At 72.2% G+C, this 18,175-nt stretch carries 17 protein-coding genes; 6 read left to right on the top strand and 11 right to left on the bottom strand.

Features of this window, described 5'->3' with window-relative positions; translation table 11 throughout:
- Positions 1-5 precede the first annotated feature (5 nt).
- A complete protein-coding gene (locus IE153_RS29695; RefSeq protein ID WP_003993508.1) occupies positions 6-659 on the bottom strand; it encodes a response regulator transcription factor in 654 nt (217 codons plus the stop codon).
- A gap of 414 nt (positions 660-1,073) precedes the next feature.
- On the opposite strand from IE153_RS29695, the gene IE153_RS29690 reads away from it, so the two are divergent.
- A complete protein-coding gene (locus IE153_RS29690) occupies positions 1,074-1,247 on the top strand; it encodes a hypothetical protein (protein WP_179878997.1) in 174 nt (57 codons plus the stop codon).
- 121 nt (positions 1,248-1,368) lie between these two features.
- On the opposite strand, the gene IE153_RS29685 is transcribed toward IE153_RS29690, so the two are convergent.
- Both IE153_RS29685 and IE153_RS29680 read right to left on the bottom strand, forming a co-directional pair.
- On the bottom strand, positions 1,369-2,184 hold the full coding sequence (locus IE153_RS29685) for an inositol monophosphatase family protein (RefSeq protein WP_189592861.1): 816 nt from the start codon (positions 2,182-2,184) through the stop codon (positions 1,369-1,371).
- 8 nt (positions 2,185-2,192) lie between these two features.
- Positions 2,193-3,320, bottom strand: coding sequence for a ferrochelatase (locus IE153_RS29680; RefSeq protein ID WP_189592860.1), 1,128 nt, complete (start codon positions 3,318-3,320; stop codon positions 2,193-2,195).
- 170 nt (positions 3,321-3,490) lie between these two features.
- Here IE153_RS29680 and IE153_RS29675 point away from each other — a divergent pair, with 170 nt between their 5' ends.
- The gene (locus IE153_RS29675) at positions 3,491-4,732 is read left to right on the top strand and encodes an MFS transporter (RefSeq protein WP_189592859.1); all 1,242 of its coding nucleotides are present in this window, start codon (positions 3,491-3,493) and stop codon (positions 4,730-4,732) included.
- Entirely contained in the window at positions 4,692-6,011 is a 1,320-nt protein-coding gene (locus tag IE153_RS29670) for a D-arabinono-1,4-lactone oxidase (RefSeq protein WP_189592858.1), read from the top strand. The genes IE153_RS29675 and IE153_RS29670 overlap by 41 nt, the downstream gene beginning before the upstream one ends.
- On the opposite strand, the gene IE153_RS29665 is transcribed toward IE153_RS29670, so the two are convergent.
- The gene (locus IE153_RS29665; protein WP_189592857.1) at positions 5,935-6,777 is read right to left on the bottom strand and encodes a hypothetical protein; all 843 of its coding nucleotides are present in this window, start codon (positions 6,775-6,777) and stop codon (positions 5,935-5,937) included. The genes IE153_RS29670 and IE153_RS29665 overlap by 77 nt on opposite strands.
- Before the next feature lie 471 nt (positions 6,778-7,248).
- Here IE153_RS29665 and sepH point away from each other — a divergent pair, with 471 nt between their 5' ends.
- Positions 7,249-8,277 (top strand): septation protein SepH, encoded by a 1,029-nt coding sequence (gene sepH, locus IE153_RS29660; RefSeq protein WP_189592856.1) that lies wholly within the window; start codon positions 7,249-7,251, stop codon positions 8,275-8,277.
- Between the two features lie 91 nt (positions 8,278-8,368).
- Here the strand turns inward: sepH and IE153_RS29655 are convergent, their stop codons facing one another.
- On the bottom strand, positions 8,369-9,217 hold the full coding sequence (locus IE153_RS29655; RefSeq protein WP_189592855.1) for a sulfurtransferase: 849 nt from the start codon (positions 9,215-9,217) through the stop codon (positions 8,369-8,371).
- A 251-nt stretch (positions 9,218-9,468) separates the two neighbouring features.
- Here IE153_RS29655 and IE153_RS29650 point away from each other — a divergent pair, with 251 nt between their 5' ends.
- Entirely contained in the window at positions 9,469-10,272 is an 804-nt protein-coding gene (locus IE153_RS29650; protein WP_189592854.1) for a VOC family protein, read from the top strand.
- A gap of 103 nt (positions 10,273-10,375) precedes the next feature.
- Here IE153_RS29650 and IE153_RS29645 read toward each other — a convergent pair whose 3' ends face one another.
- Genes IE153_RS29645 through IE153_RS29630 form a run of 4 tightly spaced genes read right to left on the bottom strand, consistent with a single transcriptional unit; the run spans position 10,376 to position 15,742 of the window.
- Positions 10,376-11,026, bottom strand: coding sequence for a thymidine kinase (locus tag IE153_RS29645; RefSeq protein ID WP_031108015.1), 651 nt, complete (start codon positions 11,024-11,026; stop codon positions 10,376-10,378).
- A gap of 58 nt (positions 11,027-11,084) precedes the next feature.
- A complete protein-coding gene (locus IE153_RS29640; RefSeq protein ID WP_189592853.1) occupies positions 11,085-12,281 on the bottom strand; it encodes an alkaline phosphatase family protein in 1,197 nt (398 codons plus the stop codon).
- Positions 12,281-12,868 (bottom strand): DUF5998 family protein, encoded by a 588-nt coding sequence (locus IE153_RS29635; RefSeq protein ID WP_189592852.1) that lies wholly within the window; start codon positions 12,866-12,868, stop codon positions 12,281-12,283. The genes IE153_RS29640 and IE153_RS29635 overlap by 1 nt, the downstream gene beginning before the upstream one ends.
- A gap of 51 nt (positions 12,869-12,919) precedes the next feature.
- A complete protein-coding gene (locus tag IE153_RS29630; protein ID WP_189592851.1) occupies positions 12,920-15,742 on the bottom strand; it encodes a bifunctional acetate--CoA ligase family protein/GNAT family N-acetyltransferase in 2,823 nt (940 codons plus the stop codon).
- A gap of 180 nt (positions 15,743-15,922) precedes the next feature.
- Between IE153_RS29630 and IE153_RS29625 the strand changes: the two genes are divergently transcribed.
- A complete protein-coding gene (locus tag IE153_RS29625; RefSeq protein WP_003993478.1) occupies positions 15,923-16,204 on the top strand; it encodes an HPr family phosphocarrier protein in 282 nt (93 codons plus the stop codon).
- A 287-nt stretch (positions 16,205-16,491) separates the two neighbouring features.
- On the opposite strand, the gene IE153_RS29620 is transcribed toward IE153_RS29625, so the two are convergent.
- On the bottom strand, positions 16,492-17,187 hold the full coding sequence (locus IE153_RS29620) for a GntR family transcriptional regulator (RefSeq protein WP_185013679.1): 696 nt from the start codon (positions 17,185-17,187) through the stop codon (positions 16,492-16,494).
- A gap of 188 nt (positions 17,188-17,375) precedes the next feature.
- Positions 17,376-18,164, bottom strand: coding sequence for a M23 family metallopeptidase (locus IE153_RS29615; protein ID WP_189592850.1), 789 nt, complete (start codon positions 18,162-18,164; stop codon positions 17,376-17,378).
- Between the last annotated feature and the right edge of the window lie 11 nt (positions 18,165-18,175).

The following is an 18,175-nucleotide window of genomic DNA, read 5'->3' as shown; positions in this document are numbered from 1 at the left end:
GGGTATCAGATCCGGTAGCCGGAGCCGGGGACGGTGACGATGACGGGCGGCTCGCCCAGCTTGCGACGCAGGGTCATGACCGTCACGCGCACGACGTTCGTGAACGGGTCGGTGTTCTCGTCCCAGGCCTTCTCCAGGAGCTGCTCCGCGGAGACGACGGCGCCCTCGCTGCGCATCAGCACCTCCAGGACCGCGAACTCCTTGGGGGCGAGCTGGACCTCCTTGCCGTCGCGGAAGACCTCGCGGCGGTTGGGGTCGAGCTTGATCCCGGCGCGCTCCAGGACGGGCGGCAGCGGCACGCTGGTGCGCCGGCCGAGGGCGCGCACGCGGGCGATGAGCTCACTGAACGCGAACGGCTTGGGCAGGTAGTCGTCGGCACCGATCTCCAGTCCCTCGACCCGGTCGCTGACATCACCGGAGGCCGTCAGCATCAGCACGCGGGTCGGCATGCCCAGTTCGACGATCTTGCGGCAGACGTCGTCGCCGTGCACGAGCGGGAGGTCTCGGTCGAGGACGACCACGTCGTAGTCGTTGACGCCGATGCGCTCCAGGGCGGCCGCGCCGTCGTACACGACGTCGACGGCCATGGCCTCCCGGCGCAGTCCGGTGGCCACCGCATCGGCGAGCAGTTGCTCGTCCTCGACGACGAGTACGCGCACGTTCCTGGTCCTTCCTCATGTCCACACGCGCGGCCCGGCACCGGGCGCACGCGGGCAGGGGTCTTCGACGGTGCCTTGGTGTGTTGCCCTCCATCCTGCCCTTTTCGGCCATAAGTCGGAGGTAAGGCGGGTGGGGGCGCTGACCCCGGGAGGGAATACGAGATTTTCTCCGCCGGTTAGGTTTCCACGGAAGGGAGCTTGGGGAGGACGGCTTTACATCCCACGATCACGCTCTGCTGGCGCCGCCCCACCATGCGGTGCGCATCAATCCGCTTTCCGCAGGGCGGGCGTGGGTGTCCGGCACCGTCGCCGCCCGGCCGAGCGGCGCTGGGCATCCACATGCGGCGTGATCGTCCCTTCCGAACGGCACACCCCCGTGCCAACGACCCACGACCCAGGACGAGGGGGCGCAGCATGGACGCATTCACCGCAGGACTTCTGCAGCGCATAAGGGCGACCGAGTCCGATCTGTCCCGGGCTCGCGACGAGGGCGACGAGTTCCTCGTCGATGTGGAGCAGGGCGAGCTCGACGACCTGCGCCGACTCGCTGCCGAGCACGGAGTGGTGGTCAGCGCGACGAGCGTCTGATCAGGCAGTACGAAAGCGGGCCCCGGCGAATCCAGCGCCGGGGCCCGCTTGTCGTCGCAGGTGCCTGTCCACCTCGTGTCCGGCGCATCGTGGGCCGTCGCCGGGCGGGGTGCCGCCCCTCTCAGTCGTGCCAGGCGCCGAAGTCCTCCAGCAGGCGCTGGAGGGGCTCGAAGACTCCGGGGGTACCCGCCACCGCCAGAGCGCCCGACGGGCGCTCTCCGGGGCGTCCACCGGTCAGCGCACCTGCCTCCCGGGCGATGAGGTCCCCGGCGGCGAGGTCCCAGGGGTGCAGGCCGCGCTCGTAGTAGCCGTCGAGGCGGCCCGCGGCCACGTCGCACAGGTCGACCGCGGCCGAGCCGCCGCGCCGGATGTCGCGCAGCAGCGGGATCAGCCGCTGCGCCACATCCGCCTGGTGGGCGCGGACGTCGGCGACGTAGTTGAAGCCCGTCGAGACCAGCGCGTGGTCCAGCGGCGGCGCGGGTCGGCAGGCCAGGGTGCGCTCGCCGTCCCAGGCACCGGTGGCCCAGGCGCCCCGGCCGCGCACGGCGTGGAAGGTCTCGCCGCGCATCGGGGCCGCGACGACTCCGACGACGGTCTCGCCGTCCTGCTCGGCGGCGATGGAGACGGCCCAGGTGGGCAGCCCGTACAGGTAGTTCACCGTGCCGTCGAGCGGGTCGATCACCCAGCGGACGCCGCTCGTGCCCTCCGTCGCGGCGCCCTCCTCGCCGAGGATGCCGTCGTCCGGGCGGCGTTCGGCGATCAGGCCCGTGATCAGCTTCTCCGCCGCGATGTCCATCTCGGTGACGACGTCGATGGGGCTGGACTTGGTCGCGGCGACCGCGAGGTCGGCCGGGCGACCGTCCCGCAGCAGCGCGCCGGCGCGGCGGGCCGCCTCCTGGGCGAGTTCGAGCAGGTCCGTGTGCAGGGGGTCGGTCACGGGTCTCCTCACGCGTAGGTGCTGTCGGCGCCCGCGGCGACCGGCCGGGGGGCGCGGGCCGGGCAGCAGCCGACCGGGCAGAGGTTGTGGCTCGCCCCGAGGGCGCCGAGAGCGCACGGTGTGACGTCCTGCCCGCGCTCGACGGCGGCGCGTTCCGTGACGAGCTCGCGGATCGCGGCGGCGAACCTCGGGTCGGCGCCGACGGTGGCCGAGCGCCGCATCGGCAGCCCGAGCTCCTCGGCTCGGGCCTTGGCCTCCGTGTCGAGGTCGTAGAGGACCTCCATGTGGTCGGAGACGAAGCCGATGGGGGCGATGACGACGGCCGGGACGCCGGCCGCGTGCCGCTCGTCGAGGTGGTCGCAGATGTCGGGCTCCAGCCACGGGATGTGCGGGGCGCCGGAGCGGGACTGGTAGACGAGCTGCCAGGGGTGGTCGACGCCGGTGCGCTCCCGCACGGCGTCGGCGATCTGCTGCGCCACGTCCAGGTGCTGCTTCACGTACGCGCCGCCGTCGCCGTGCTCCTCGACGGGGCCGGAGGTGTCGGCGGAGGCCGTCGGGATCGAGTGCGTCGAGAAGGCGAGGTGCGCCCCGTCCCGGACGTCCTCGGGAAGCTCGGCGAGGGACCGGAGCACCCCGTCGATCATGGGCTCCAGGAAGCCCGGGTGGTTGAAGTAGTGCCGCAGCTTGTCGACCTTCGGCAGCTCCAGGCCTTCCGCCTCCAGGGTCTGGAGCGCGTCGGCGAGGTTCTCGCGGTACTGGCGACAGCCCGAGTACGAGGCGTAGGCGCTGGTGGCGAGGACCAGGATGCGGCGGCGGCCGTCGCGGACCATCTCGCGCAGCGTGTCCGTCAGGTACGGCGCCCAGTTGCGGTTGCCCCAGTAGACCGGCAGGTCCAGTCCGTGCTCGGCGAAGTCCTTGCGCAGGGCGTCCAGGAGGGCGCGGTTCTGGTCGTTGATCGGGCTGACCCCGCCGAAGAGGAAGTAGTGCTGACCGACTTCCTTGAGGCGCTCCTTGGGGATGCCGCGCCCGCGCGTCACGTTCTCCAGGAACGGAACCACGTCGTCCGGGCCTTCCGGGCCGCCGAACGAGAGCAGGAGCAGGGCGTCGTAGGGGCTGACATCGCGCGCGTCTGGCATGAGTCGATCCTGCCACCCTGCACCGACAGCCGGGAAACGGCGGGGTGACACCGCCGCGGCAGGCGGGCGTGCCGGGCGCCGCGAGACTGCTCCGAACGGGTGCATCGGAGTGCCCCGGGCCGTAAGCTGTGTCGACTGCGTTCGCAGCTTACTGAGCCTTCGGAGACCCCGTGCCCAGCCCCTACCGCGCCCTGTTCGCAGCCCCCGGCTCCAAGGGTTTCTCCGCTGCGGGCTTCCTCGGTCGGATCCCGGTGTCGATGATGGGCATCGGCGTGATCACGATGATCTCCCAGCTGACGGGGAGGTACGGCCTGGCCGGTGCCCTGTCGGCCACCGTCGCGCTGTCCGCCGCCGTGGCCGGACCGCAGGTCTCGCGGCTGGTCGACCAGTACGGGCAACGGCGCGCGCTGCGCCCGGCGACGCTGATCTCCCTGACCGCGGCGGCCCTGCTGCTGTGTGCGGCGCACTACGGGTGGCCGGACTGGGTGCTGTTCGTGGCGTGCGTGGGCATCGGCTGCGTGCCGAGCGTCGGCGCGATGATCCGGGCCCGCTGGGCGGCCCTGTACCGGGGGACGCCGCAGTTGCACACCGCGTACTCCTTCGAGTCCGTGGTCGACGAGGTGTGCTTCATCTTCGGGCCGATCCTCTCCATCGGCCTGTCCACGGCCTGGTTCCCGGAGGCCGGTCCGCTGCTCGCCGCCTGCTTCCTGGCCGTGGGCGTGTTCTGGCTGACCTCGCAGCGCGCCACCGAACCCCAGCCGCACCCGCGCGAGCGGAAGGGCGGCGGCGGCAGCGCGCTGCGCGCGCCGGGGCTCCAGGTCCTGGTGGCCACCTTCGTCGCCACCGGGGCGATCTTCGGGGCCGTCGACGTGGTCACCGTGGCCTTCGCCGACGAGGAGGGGCACAAGGCCGCGGCGAGCATCGTCCTCGCGGTGTACGCGGCGGGCTCCTGTATGGCGGGCATGGTGTTCGGGCTGCTGCACTTCGCCGGGGCGCCGGAACGACGGTGGCTGCTGGGCGTCTGTGCCATGGCCGTGAGTATGATCCCCCTCCTACTGGTCGGAAACTTGCCGTTTCTGGCCGTGGCGCTGTTCGTTGCGGGTCTGTCCATCGCTCCCACGATGATCACGACGATGTCCCTCATCGAAGAGCACGTACCACGCGCGCAGCTCACCGAAGGCATGACCTGGGTGAGCACCGGGCTCACGGCGGGAGTCGCCCTCGGCTCCTCCACGGCCGGCTGGGTGATCGACGCGGCCGGGGCGCGTGCCGGGTACGGGGTTCCGGCGGTGGCCGGGGCCGTCGCGGTCGCGGTGGGTTTCCTCGGGTTCCGCCGGCTCAAACGACCGGCACCGGGTCGGGGAGGCTCCGTTGAGCAGCACAGCGAACGGAAAGAACGGCACGTGGCGTAACTGGGGCGGCAACGTCTCGGCACGTCCCGCGCGGGAGGTCACCCCTGCCTCGGTCGACGAGCTGGCCGCCGCCGTGCGGCGGGCCGCCGAGGACGGACTGAAGGTGAAGGCCGTCGGTGCCGGGCACTCCTTCACGTCCATAGCCGCGACCGACGGCGTGTTGATCCGCCCTCAACTGTTGACGGGGATCCGCGGCATCGACCGCGAGAACATGACGGTCACGGTGGAGGCCGGCACCCCGCTGAAGAGGCTCAACGTGGCTCTCGCCCGCGAGGGTCTGTCGCTCACGAACATGGGCGACATCATGGAGCAGACGGTCTCCGGCGCCACCAGCACCGGCACGCACGGCACGGGCCGCGACTCGGGCTCGATCGCCGCCCAGATCAAGGGCCTGGAGCTGGTCACCGCCGACGGCTCGGTGCTGAGCTGCTCCGAGAAGGAGAACCCGGAGGTCTTCGCCGCCGCCCGCATCGGCCTCGGCGCCCTGGGCATCGTCACCGCGATCACCTTCGCCGTCGAGCCGGTCTTCCTGCTCACGGCCCGCGAGGAGCCGATGCCGTTCGACAAGGTCCTCTCCGACTTCGAGGAACTCTGGGCCGAGAACGAGCACTTCGAGTTCTACTGGTTCCCGCACACCGGCAGCACCAACACCAAGCGCAACAACCGCAGCGCGGGTCCCGAGAAGCCTGTGCCGCAGCTCAAGAGCTGGATCGAGGACGAGTTCCTCTCCAACGGCGTCTTCCAGGTGGCCAACTGGGTGGGCCGGGCGGTGCCCGCCACGATCCCCGCCATCGCCCAGATCTCCAGCAAGGCCCTGTCCGCGCGGACCTACACGGACATCCCCTACAAGGTCTTCACGTCCCCGCGCCGGGTGCGCTTCGTGGAGATGGAGTACGCCGTTCCGCGTGCGGCCGTCGTCGAGACGCTGCGCGAACTGAAGGCGATGGTCGACCGCTCCGGCCTCAGGGTCAGCTTCCCCGTCGAGGTGCGCACCGCCCCGGCCGACGACATCGCGCTCTCCACCGCCTCCGGCCGGGACAGCGCGTACATCGCCGTCCACATGTTCCAGGGCACGCCCTTCCAGCGGTACTTCACGGCCGCCGAGCGCATCTTCACCGCGCATGAGGGCCGTCCGCACTGGGGCAAGATCCACACGCGGGACGCCGAGTACTTCTCCCGGGTGTATCCGCGCTTCGGCGAGTTCACGGCGCTGCGGGATCGTCTCGATCCTGATCGGCGGTTCCAGAACGACTACTTGCGGAGGGTTCTGGGGGCGTAGAGGGCGCACCGGGGGTGGTGCTCCCGGCGTCCCCGCTCCCGGTGACGCTCGGGGTCGGGCTCGGGCTCGGCGCCGTACGGCCGCCCTCGCCGGTGGAGGGCGAGGGGTTGCCGCCCCGCGGTGCGCCGGTGCCGGACGGGTCGGTGGTAGGAGCGTCGTCGGCGCCGGAGCCGTCGGGGGTACCGGCGCCGTCGGGGGTACCGGAGTCGGACGGGCCGGAGTCGGACGTCCCGTTCGTGCCCGAGCTGCCCGATTCACCGGAGTCAGGCGCGGTGGCGCCGCCGCGGGAGAACGCGTCGCCGACCGTCGTGCTGCGGCCGCCGCTGAGGTTGTGGCCCGACGCCAGCTCGTAGGTGGTGATTCCGGCCATCGTCACGCCGAAGACGACAACTGCCGCGAGCACGGGCCGCTTCCAGTTCCTGGCCCGCGTCCGGTAGACGGTGCCCTCGGTGAACTCGCCGGGCCTCGACGGGGCTTGCCCGGCGGGCCCTGCCGCGGGCCTGGCGGCCACCGCCGTCGCGTCCCGGATCTGCTCGCCGGTGCGCTTGAAGAAGTGCTGGAAGAGACTGCCGCCGCAGGTGGCGACCACACTGACGACGCCGGCGCCCAGGATCGTGCCGTACACCCCGAAGTACGAGGCCAGCTTGGCCGCCAGGACCGCCGCCACGGCACCGCCCGCGACCTGGGGCACGTTCAGGTCGATCCGCCTGGTCTTCTCCGTCCCGTGCTCGCTCGACTCGCCGACGCCATCGGACCTTTCACGCATCCCCGGACCTTGCCTGCCTTTCCCGTACACGGTCGTTCATCTGCACAAGAAGGGGACGTGCGATCGTAACCCTTAGTTCCGATTCTGGTGATTACGTGAAGTTCCCCACGTTCAAGATCGCGGAATGGGGGCATGCGGCGGCCAAGTCCCACCTCTTGCGAGAAGTTGGGCGGCGCGCCAATCCACGCACGTGGCCCAAATGGAGTACTGTTGCGAGCCCTGGGTCCGGTCTCCCATGTGGGTGTACAGGGCCTTTAAGGACCGCCGGGAGGGGGCTAGTTGCACAGGGTGATGAAGTTCGTCACTTAGCGTTGCGAATAGGTAACCGTGCCATAACGGCGATCCAGGGCCCGCGCCCGACACGCCGGGCAACTCGGCAAGGTTGTGGCAGGCTGCACCCGGGCAGGCCACACTCGACTAGCGGAAGCAGCGACGCACGTGACGTCGGCAGGCACCACCCGGGAGGTCCCCATGCCCGAACTGCGTGTCGTGGCCGTCTCGAATGACGGCACACGGCTGGTGCTGAAGGCTGCCGACTCTACGGAGTACACGCTTCCGATCGACGAACGCCTGCGCGCCGCCGTGCGTGGCGACCGTCCCCGTCTCGGCCAGATCGAGATCGAGGTCGAAAGCCACCTCCGCCCCCGCGACATCCAGGCACGTATACGTGCAGGCGCGACCGCGGAAGAGGTCGCGCAGATGGCCGGCATCCCCGTCGACCGGGTGCGCCGCTTCGAGGGACCCGTGCTCGCCGAGCGCGCCTTCATGGCCGAGCGGGCCCGCAAGACCCCGGTCCGCCGCCCCGGCGAGAACTCCGGTCCGCCCCTGGGCGAGGCCGTACAGGAGCGGCTGCTGCTGCGTGGCGCCGACAAGGACACCGTCCAGTGGGACTCGTGGCGTCGCGACGACGGCACGTGGGAGGTCCTGCTGGTCTACCGCGTCGCGGGCGAACCGCACGCGGCGAGCTGGACGTACGACCCGCCCCGGCGGCTCGTCCAGGCCGTCGACGACGAGGCGCGCTCCCTGATCGGCGAGTCCGACGACCTGGCGGCGCCCGAGCCCAGCTTCCCCTTCGTCCCCCGCATCGCCAGGCTGCCGCGCGACAGACCGTTGGATCGCCCCGAGCGGCCCAGCCTGCCCGCGCAGGCGTCCGAACCGATCGAGGAGACCACGAGCGAGCGCGACTCGCTGACCAGCCTGCTCGAGGCGGTGCCCAGCTTCCGCGGCGACCTTGTGGTTCCGGAACTCCCCCCGGCGGAGCCCGAGGAGGAGCCCGTCGTCGCGGAGGTCGAGGAGGAGGAGCCTCCGGCTCCCGCGGCCTCGGCCGGTTCCGCCTACGCGGACGTCCTCATGCCGCGATCCGTGGGCAGCCACCGCGACCGGCTCATCGGTGCCACCGACCGCCAGGCCGAGGCGGACGGCGTGCGTCCGGGTCGCCGGGCGGCCGTGCCGAGCTGGGACGAGATCGTGTTCGGGACGCGGCGCAAGAAGCAGGAGTAGCCGAGTCGGCTGCCGAAGGACGAGGGCCGCGCTGTCCGGGCGCGGCCCTCTCTTCGTGTCAGGCCTTTGGTGTCAGGCCTTTGTTGTCAGGTCACCGCGGGTCCGGACCGACGGCCACCGGCCGGGCCGGGTCCGAGGACCACTCCGACCAGGACCCCACGTACAACTCCGCCGGAATGCCGGCGGCCGCCAGCGCCAGGACCTCGTGGGCGGCGGAGACCCCGGACCCGCAGTACACGCCGACCCGCGCCCCCTCGGTCACGCCAAGCCCCTCGAACCGCGCCCGCAGTTGCCCGGCGGGGAGGAAACGCCCGTCGGCCCCCACGTTCTCCGTGGTGGGCGCCGACACCGCACCCGGGATGTGCCCTGCCACCGGGTCGATCGGCTCCACCTCGCCCCGGTACCGCTCCCCCGCCCGCGCGTCCAGCAGCACCCCGGACCGTGCCAGCGCCGCGGCGGCGTCCGCGTCGAGCAGCCCCTCCCCCGGCTGGGGCACGAAGTCGCCCTCCTCCGGAGCCGGCACGGACGTGTCCAACGGCCCCTCCCAGGACGGCAACCCGCCGTCGAGGACCCGCACGTCCGGGTGACCCGTCCAGCGCAGCAACCACCACGCACGGGCCGCCGCCCACCCCTGACCTCCGTCGTAGACGACCACCGGCGTCCCGGCCGACACGCCCGCCCGGCGCATCGCGTTACCGAAGTGTGCGAGGTCGGGCAGCGGGTGCCGGCCGCCCTTGCCCGGCGCGGAGGCCAACTCCCGGTCCAGGTCGACGTATACGGCCGTCGGGAGGTGCCCTGCCTCGTACGCGGCCCGGCCGTCGAACGGCGGCTCCCCGGACGCCTTGGCCGCGGTGAGCTGCCAGCGGACGTCGAGCAGGACCGGCGGCCGGGCGCCCGCGAGATCCCTCGCGAGGTCGGATGCGGAAATGATGGCGTTCATGGTCCCCATCCTCGCGCACGGGGGTGGCCGAGCCGTCCGTGTCCGGCTACTCTGCTCGGCCGGAGCGAAGCGATCACGCGGCGTACGGGAACAAGCACATGCTGTACAGCTGAACGACACATGCCGACAAGCGCGCCGCGAGGGACAGGGGCCCGCACACCGGGCATTCTCCCGGGCAAGGGAGGCCCCACAGGGCCGCCCCGCCAGGCTGCGGAGAGCACGGCCACCGCCAGGCCGAGAAGAGAGTGACGATGACCGACGCACGGGGGTCCGCCGACCCGAACGGTGACACACCCGCTCGGCACGCACCCGGCGCGCCCTGCTGGGTGAGCCTGATGGTGCACGGCCTGGACGCGACCGAGGAGTTCTACGGAGCCCTGTTCGGCTGGGAGTTCCAGCCGGGGCCCCAGCAGCTCGGCCCGTATGTGCGCGCCCTGCTCGACGGGCGAGAGGTGGCCGGCATCGGACGGCTGCCTCCGGACCGCCATCTGCCCATCGCGTGGACGCCCTATTTCGCCTCGGAGAACGTGGATCTCACGGCCGGGACGGTACGCAGCCGCGGCGGCACGATCGGTGTGGGTCCGCTGGACGCCGCCGACGCCGGCCGCCTCGCGATCGGCTCCGACCCGTCGGGCGCGGTGTTCGGCATCTGGCAGGCCGCCGCACACCTCGGCACCGCCGTCTCGGGCGTTCCCGGCACACCCGCCTGGAACGAGCTACTGACCTTCGAGTCGGCGAGCGTCGCCAAGTTCTACCGGATGGTGTTCGGCTACGAGGAGGAGCCCGTGGTCTCCGCCGACTTCGACTACGTGACCCTGCACCTGGGCGGCGACCCCGTCGCCGGCATCCACGGCCTGGGGCACACCCTGCCCCACGACCAGGGACCGCACTGGGTGACGTACTTCCAGGTCGCCGACGTCGACGACGCGCTGGACCATCTCGTCCACCTGGGCGGGCACGTCCTGAAGCCGGTGCACGACACCGCCCACGGGCGGGTGGCGAGGGTGGCGGACCCGGAAGGGGCGCGGTTCGCGCTGCTGCAGCGGCCGAGTTGACGGCCGGAGAGCGGGGCTGGGTCCGGCGGCGGACCGCGGCAGCGGTCGAGCCGGGGGCCCGGCGGGCCGGCCGCAGGTCAGGCCCGACGCCACCGGCAGCAGGTCAGGCGGACGTCACCGGCAGCACGTCCGGGGACAGAGCCGCCGCGTGGGACGTCGCAGCCGTCATCCGGCGACGGTGGTGACGGCGGCACAGGACCTCGTACCCGACCTCGTCGGCGGAGTGGGTGACGTCGCCGACGACCACCTGGGCGCCCTCGACGACCATCACCCCGCCTATCGTGCGGGCGTTGTGCGTGGCACGGGCTCCGCACCAGCACAGGGCCTCGACCTGGAGGACCTCGACCCGGTCGGCCAGTTCCACCAGCCGCTGCGAGCCGGGGAACAGCTTGGACCGGAAGTCCGTCGTGATGCCGAAGGCGTAGACGTCGAGGCTCAGGTCGTCGACCACACGCGCCAGTTGGTCGATCTGCTCCGGCGCGAGGAACTGCGCCTCGTCGGCGATCACGTAGTCCGCGCGGCCGCCCTGCGAGAGGTGGTCGACGAGGTATCCGTAGAGGTCCTGCCCGTCGCCGACCTCCACCGCGTCCGTCACCAGGCCGAGGCGTGAGGACAGCTTGCCTTCGCCGGCGCGGTCGTCGCGCGAGAAGATCATGCCCTGCAGGCCGCGCGCCGAGCGGTTGTGCTCGATCTGGAGAGCCAGCGTCGATTTCCCGCAGTCCATCGTTCCGCAGAAGAACACCAGCTCGGGCATGTGGAGTTGAGCACCTTTCGGCGTGGGAGGGCGAGGTGGGGCTTGGAGTGGGGCTGTTTCAGGAGCGTACTTCGAGCAGGGGGACCAGCTGCTCGGCGGGGGTCATCGAACCGTGGTTGCCGACCATCGCCGACTCCTTCGGCTCCCGCTCGGAGGCGATGAGCAGGACGTCGTCCCGCGCGGCGGCGACCACGTCACCGATCCTGCCGTACACCCGTTCGTCGATCCGCGGGCCGAACCAGCCCGCCGCGATGGCCTCGTCGCGAGAGGCTACCCAGAACTGCTCGCCGAGCACCTCGCGCCAGCAGGTCAGGACGTCGTTCGCCGCGCCGGGCACCGCGTAGACATGGCGGGCGCGGCCCTCGCCGCCGAGCAGGGCGACCCCGGCGCTCAGCTCCCAGTCCTCGTCGAAGTCGATGCGGTGCTGCTCGTCGAAGGGCACGTCGATCATGCCGTGGTCGGCGGTGACGTAGAGCGCGCTGCGCGGCGGCAGTTGCTCGGCCAGGCGCTGGACCAGGCGGTCGGCGTACATGAGCTGGCCGCGCCAGGTGTCGGAGTCGACGCCGTAACGGTGGCCGGCGCCGTCGACCTCGGCGAAGTAGGTGTACACCAGGGAACGGTCGCCCGCGGCCAGTTGCTCGGCCGCGAGGTCGACGCGGTCCTCGCCGGACAGCCGCCCGAGGAACGTTCCTCCACTGAGCGCGACCTTGGTCAGCGGGGTGTTCTCGAAGGTCGGGGACGACACCTGCGCCGCGTGCACCCCGGCCGCGTGCGCCAGCTGGAAGACCGTGGGGTACGGCTGCCAGGGGCGGGGCGGACTCCACGGCTGCCAGCGCAGCTGGTTCATCAGCTCGCCGGTGTCGGGGTTGCGGACGGTGTAGCCGGGCAGGCCGTGCGCGCCGGGCGGCAGGCCGGTGCCGACGGAGGCGAGCGAGGTGGCCGTGGTCGCCGGGTAGCCGGCGGTGAGCGGACGCCCGGTGCCGCCGCGCGAGGTGGCGAGCAGGGACGTCATGAAGGGGGCGTCCTCGGGGTGCGCCCTCAGCTGCTCCCAGCCGAGGCCGTCGATCAGGAACACGCAGTTGCGGTCGGCGGGGGTCAGCTCGGTGATCGCGGCGCTCATGTCCGGGACGCCCAGTCCGGCGGCCAGGGTGGGCAGGAGGTCGGCGAGCGATCCGCTGCCGTACTCGGGGACGGGCGCGGAGGCGACGGTGAGCGGTTCGGGGTGGTCGTCCCAGACCGTCTTGGGGTGTGCCATCAGCGGGTCGTGTCCGCGGTCGCCTCGGAGAGGGACTGGGCGAAGGCGAGCGCCTCGCGCACGGTCTCCGGTCCGTCCCCGGCCTCGCTGACGCGCAGGCTGAGGTCGTCCGCCGTCGAGTTGCCGGTGTAGCCGTGGTCCGCCTCGCAGTTGGGGTCGCCGCACGCGGCCGGCTCCAGGTCGATGCGGGAGACGGCGCCCCAGCCGATGGTGAGGACCACCTCGCGGGGCAGGGTCCCCGGCTTGTACGACTCGGGGTTGGCGACCACGCGGCTGACCACGACCGACGAGATGCGGCCGATCTTCACGGACTCCGTCGACGTCGTGGCGTACGGCGTCGGGGAGGTGCTGTCGGCGGCCTGCTCGTCGGTGTGGCTGACGATGAAGCGGTTGTCGGTGAGGACGAGCACCGTCACGTGCCGCCGGACCTCGTTCTGGTCGAACGTCGTCTCCTGGTGGACCAGGTACGACCGGATGGGCTCGCCGCCCACGGCGGCCTCCACCGCCTCGGCCACGAGGGCCGGGTAGTAGCCGCTGCGCTCGATCGCCGCCCGCAGCCCCTGGGTCGTCGTACTGGTCTTGGCCATGACGCCCATCCTACGGGGGACCACTGACTGCGAGGGACAGCTCGCCCCCTGTCAGTACGCGGGGAGGGTCCGCGGGCCGAGGTCGTCGCGGGCGGGCGGGTGCGCGAGGCGCACGGAGGCACCGAGGACGCTCAGGCCGTGTGAGGCGACGACGACCGGTTCCAGGGTGACCGCGACGACCTCGGGGTGGTCGTCGACCAGCCGGGACACCCGCAGCAGCAGCTCCTCCAGGGCACGGGTGTCGGCCGGTGCGGAGCCGCGCCAGCCGAACAGCAGCGGGGCGGTGCGGATCGAGCGCACCAGCGAGGTCGCCTCGCGGTCCGTGACCGGGATCAGCCGGTGCGCGGTGTCCCCGAGCAGCTGTGACGCGGCCCCGGCGAGCCCGAAGGAGAGCACGGCTCCGGCCGCGGGGTCGATGACGGCCCGTACGACGACGTCCACGCCGCGTGGCGCCATCCGCTGCACCACGGGCCGCAGCTCCTCCGGCGCGCCGAACAGCTCGGTCAACTCGGCGTACGAGCGGCGCAGTTGCTCCTCGTCCGCGAGGTCGAGGCGGACGCCGCCCAGGTCGGCGCGGTGCCTGAGGTGCGGGGCGGTGGCCTTGAGGGCGACGGGGTAGCCGAGGTCGCGGGCTGCCTCGGCGGCGGCGTCGGGTGTGGGGGCAGGGAGGGCGCGGTGGACCTGGACGCCGTAGTGACCGAGGAGGTCGCAGGTCTCGTCCGTGCCGAGCGTGAGTCCCTGGCCGCGTGCGAGGAGGCCGTCGATCAGCGCGGCGGCACCCTTCTCGTTGATGTCCTCGTACTCGGGCACCTTGCCGGGCTCGGCGGCGTCACGCCGCCACTGCGCGTAGGCCACGGCCTGGCCGAGGGCGCGGACGGCGCGCTCGGCGGCGGGGTAGGCGGGGATGAGGTGGGCGCCTTCCGGGGCCTCGGTGGCGGGGAGTTGTTCCGCTGTGGGCGTAGGAGTCGGAGCGTTTTGTGGCGGATCATCCGATGTGGCCTGCGGTGCCGTGCTCGCCGCCGCCGACAGGGCCTCCGCCAGGCCGCCGAGCTCCACGTGGACCACCAGGACCGGCTTGCCGGGGGCAGCGGCCGATGCCGAGCGCAGCGCTTCCGCGAGGGCCGCGTCGCCGACCGGGCCCTCCCCCACCGCCGGTATGGCGGTGACGACGACGGCGTCGCACCGGTCGTCGGCCAGGGCCCGGGACAGGGCGGCGTGGAAGTCGGCCGCCGAGGCCGCGGTGGTCAGGTCCTGCGGGGGGTGCGGTCGCAGCCCCTCGGCGAGGCACGCGTCGTAGGTGAGCAGGCCGAGCGACTCCGAGTTGCCCAGGATCGCCACCCTGGGGCCGGCCGGCAGGGGCTGGCGGGCGAGCAGCAGGCCCGCGTCGACCAGCTCGGTGATCGTGTCGACCCGGATGACCCCGGCCTGCCGCAGCAGCGCCGACACGGTCGCGTGCGGCAGCCGGGTCGCCCGGACGGCGTGCCCCTGGGGAGCGGCGCCGTGCCGTGCCCCCTGGACGACGACCAGGGGCTTGGCGGCGGCGGTGCGGCGGGCGAGGCGGGTGAACTTGCGGGGGTTGCCGATGGACTCCAGGTACATGAGGACGACGTCGGTGTCGGGGTCCTCGTACCAGTACTGCAGGACATCGTTGCCGGAGACGTCGGCGCGGTTGCCGGAGGAGACGAAGGTGGAGACACCGGTCACGCCCGTGACACCGCCGCCGCGCCGGTGCAGCCGGGACAGCAGGGCGATGCCGATGGCGCCGGACTGGGCGAACAGACCGATGCGGCCGGGGCGCGGCACCTCGGGGGCGAGGGAGGCGTTGAGCCGGACCCGGGGTGAGGTGTTGATGATGCCGAAGGCGTTCGGGCCGATGATCCGCATGCCGTACATGCGCGCGTGCCGCACGAGTGCGCGCTGGCGTTCGCGCCCCTCGGGGCCGCTCTCGGCGTACCCGGCGGAGACCACGACCAGCCCCTGCACGCCGTGTTCGCCGCACTCGGTGACGACCTCGGTGACGTGCTCGGCCGGCACGGCGACGACCGCGAGGTCGACGGGGCCGTCGATGTCCCGCACCGAGCGGTGGGCGGGCACCCCGTCGAGCTCCTTCTGCCCGTCGGGGAGGGCCTTGTTCACGGCGTAGAGGCGGCCGCTGTACCCGGCGTCCCGGATGTTGCCGAGGACGCTGCGGCCCACACCGCCCGGCGTGCGACCGGCGCCGATGACGGCGACCGAGCCGGGGGCGAGCAGCCGCTGCACCGAGCGGGCCTCGGCACGGTGTTCGCGCGCGTACTGCACGGCCAGGGAGCGGTCGGTGGGTTCGAGGTCGAACTCCAGACGGACGACGCCGTCCTCGAAACTGCGCTTCTGGGTGTAGCCGGCGTCCGTGAACACCTTGATCATTTTGGTGTTGGCGGGCAGCACCTCGGCGGCGAAGCGGCGGATGCCGCGCTCCCGGGCGACGGCGCCGATGTGTTCGAGCAGGGCGGAGGCGACCCCGCGGCCCTGGTGGGCGTCCTGCACGAGGAAGGCGACCTCGGCCTCGTCGGCGGGTGCCGACGCGGGCGTTCCGTCCGGGCCGATCCGGTCGTAGCGTACGGTGGCGATGAACTCGCCGCCGACCGTGGCCGCGAGTCCCACCCTGTCCACAAAGTCGTGGTGCGTGAAGCGGTGGACGTCCTTGGCGGACAGGCGAGGGTACGGCGCGAAGAAGCGGTAGTACTTCGACTCGTCGGAGACCTGCTCATAGAAGCTGACCAGGCGATCGGCGTCATCAACGGTGATGGGCCGGATGCGCGCGGTACCCCCGTCGCGCAGCACCACGTCGGCTTCCCAGTGGGCGGGATACTCGTGCCGGTCCGGCGAGGTCTGCATGGGCCCCAGAGTACGGCTAGCGTCCGACAGCGGGCGCGAGGCAGTCTGTGGAGGGCGTCAGTCGGGTCGAGGCCGCGATCCGACGGCACCCCTGGAGTGGAACGCGAGGACCGCTCCTGGTGGGCTTCACGATATGGGAAACTGGTCTAGACAACCCTGAACACCGAAGGGCAGCAACACATGGCTGAGCGCCGCGTCAACGTCGGCTGGGCCGAGGGTCTCCACGCCCGCCCCGCCTCCATCTTCGTCCGAGCCGCCACGGCCGCAGGCGTCCCGGTGACGATCGCCAAGGCTGACGGCAACCCCGTCAACGCGGCCAGCATGCTGGCCGTCCTGGGCCTCGGCGCCCAGGGAGGCGAGGAGATCGTCCTCGCCTCCGACGCCGAGGGCGCGGACGCCGCCCTGGACCGGCTCGCCAAGCTGGTCTCCGAAGGTCTCGAGGAACTGCCCGAGACCGTCTGATCCACCGAGCGCCCGATCCGGCGCACAGCGAGGGGCTCGTCCGAATTCACCGGGCGGGCCCTTCGCCGTTCCCGGGTGGCGTGGGTGAGATGTCACCATTCCCCGGTCGGCGCGGGCGGGCCCTTCACGCCATTCCCCGGTCGGCGCGGGCGGGCCCTTCACGCCATTCCCCGGTCAGCGTGGGCTGCCCTTCGCCATTCCCGGTGAACGCGGCTCGGAATTCCGAGAATCCGGGCAGCGGAAATAAACCCCCGGGAATTCACTGCTCTTTGTATACGGCCGCCGTGTTAATGCCGCGGGCTCGCCGTGTTTACGGGATGTTGCGAGTTCCTCACACGGTCGGCTCGTTCCTGGGCGGAGCCGAACCGCAGGCGGTGCGCGCCCTTCGCGCGCTCGGTGTGCAGCGCCGTGACCGCCCGCGCGCGCTCGCCGTCCCCGCGCGCCACCGCGTCCACGATCGCGCCGTGCTCGGTCCAGGACTCCACCGGGCTGGCCGGCGCCTCCACGGCGTACATCCAGGCGATCTTGTGGCGGAGCTGGGTGAGCATCGAGGTCAGCGCGGGGCTGCCGGAGGCCTGGGCGAGCGTCTCGTGGAACCAGCCGCCGAGAGAGCGCAGGTCGTCGCTGTTCCCGCGGCGGGCCCGCTCCTGGCCCAGCCGGACCAGGCCGCGCAGGACCTTCAGATGCGCCTCGGTGCGGCGCTGGGCGGCGCGGGCCGCACCGAGCGGCTCCAGCAGCATGCGCATCTCCAGCAGGTCGCCGGCCTCCTGCTCGGTAGGTTCCGCCACGCACGCGCCCGCGTGCCGGCGGGTCACCACGAAGCCCTCGGCCTCGAGCGTGCGCAGCGCCTCCCGGACGGGCACCCGCGAGACGCCGTAGCGGCGCGCGAGGAGTTCCTCGGTGAGCCGGCTGCCGCGTGCGTGGACACCCGCGACGATGTCGTCCCGGATGGCCGTGCACACCGAGTGCGCGGGAATACGCATGACCGACCTCCGCTTAATCCCCGTGAAACGCCGACGAGCGGCGTGCGTTCCGTGACTCTATTGCAATGAGCCGGAATTTCCGACGGCAGGCGACAATCCATGGATATTTTTTGGACAGCGGGGGGCCGTAAACGCTGAAAGCCCCGGCTCGGGGAGCCGGGGCTTTCGGGGAAGCGGAGAGGGTGCGGTCAGACACTCACGCCGTGCGAGCGGAGGTAGGCGACCGGGTCGATGTCCGAGCCGTACTCGGGGCTGGTGCGGGCCTCGAAGTGCAGGTGCGGGCCGGTGACGTTGCCGGTCGCGCCGGACAGGGCGATCTGCTGGCCCGGGGTGACCTGCTGGCCCACCGAGACGCCGATGGAGGACAGGTGACCGTACTGGGTGTACGTCCCGTCGTTCATCTTGATCACGACCTGGTTGCCGTAGGAGCCGCCCCAGCCGGCCTCGACGACGGTGCCCGCGCCGACCGCGTGGACGGAGGTGCCGCTGGCGGCGTGGAAGTCGACGCCGGTGTGGCTGCCGGAGGACCACAGGCCGCTACTGGCCTTGTAGCTGGTGGAGACGTACGAGCCGGAGATCGGGGGCACGAAGGAGTTGAGGCGCTTGCGCTCGGCCTCCCGGGCGGCGCGCTCCTTGGCCTCGCGGGCCTTCTCGGCCGCCTCCTTGGCCCGCTCGGCGAGCTCGGCGGCCCGCTTGCGGGCGGCCTCCTCGGCCTTCTGCTTGGCGGCGGCCTCGTCGGCGGCGTGCTGCTGCGCGAGGGCCTGGGCGTCGATCTGCTGGGCCGCGGTGTCGTTCATGGTGACGACCGGAGTGAGGCCGGTCTGCTCGACGCTCGGCTCGGCGGCGAAGGCGGCGGGGGCCGCCACGGTGCCGATCACGCCGGTGGTGGCGAGGGCCGCGACGCCCGCCGCGCGGGCGGTGGAACGCTGCATCCTGCTGGGACGACGGTGCTTCCCGGTGGCGCGAGTGAACGCCATGTGGTGGCTGG

The sequence above is a fragment of the Streptomyces massasporeus genome, from assembly GCF_014648995.1.
Taxonomy (GTDB): Bacteria; Actinomycetota; Actinomycetes; order Streptomycetales; family Streptomycetaceae; genus Streptomyces; species Streptomyces massasporeus.
This window is presented reverse-complemented; position numbering and strand designations above follow the sequence as displayed.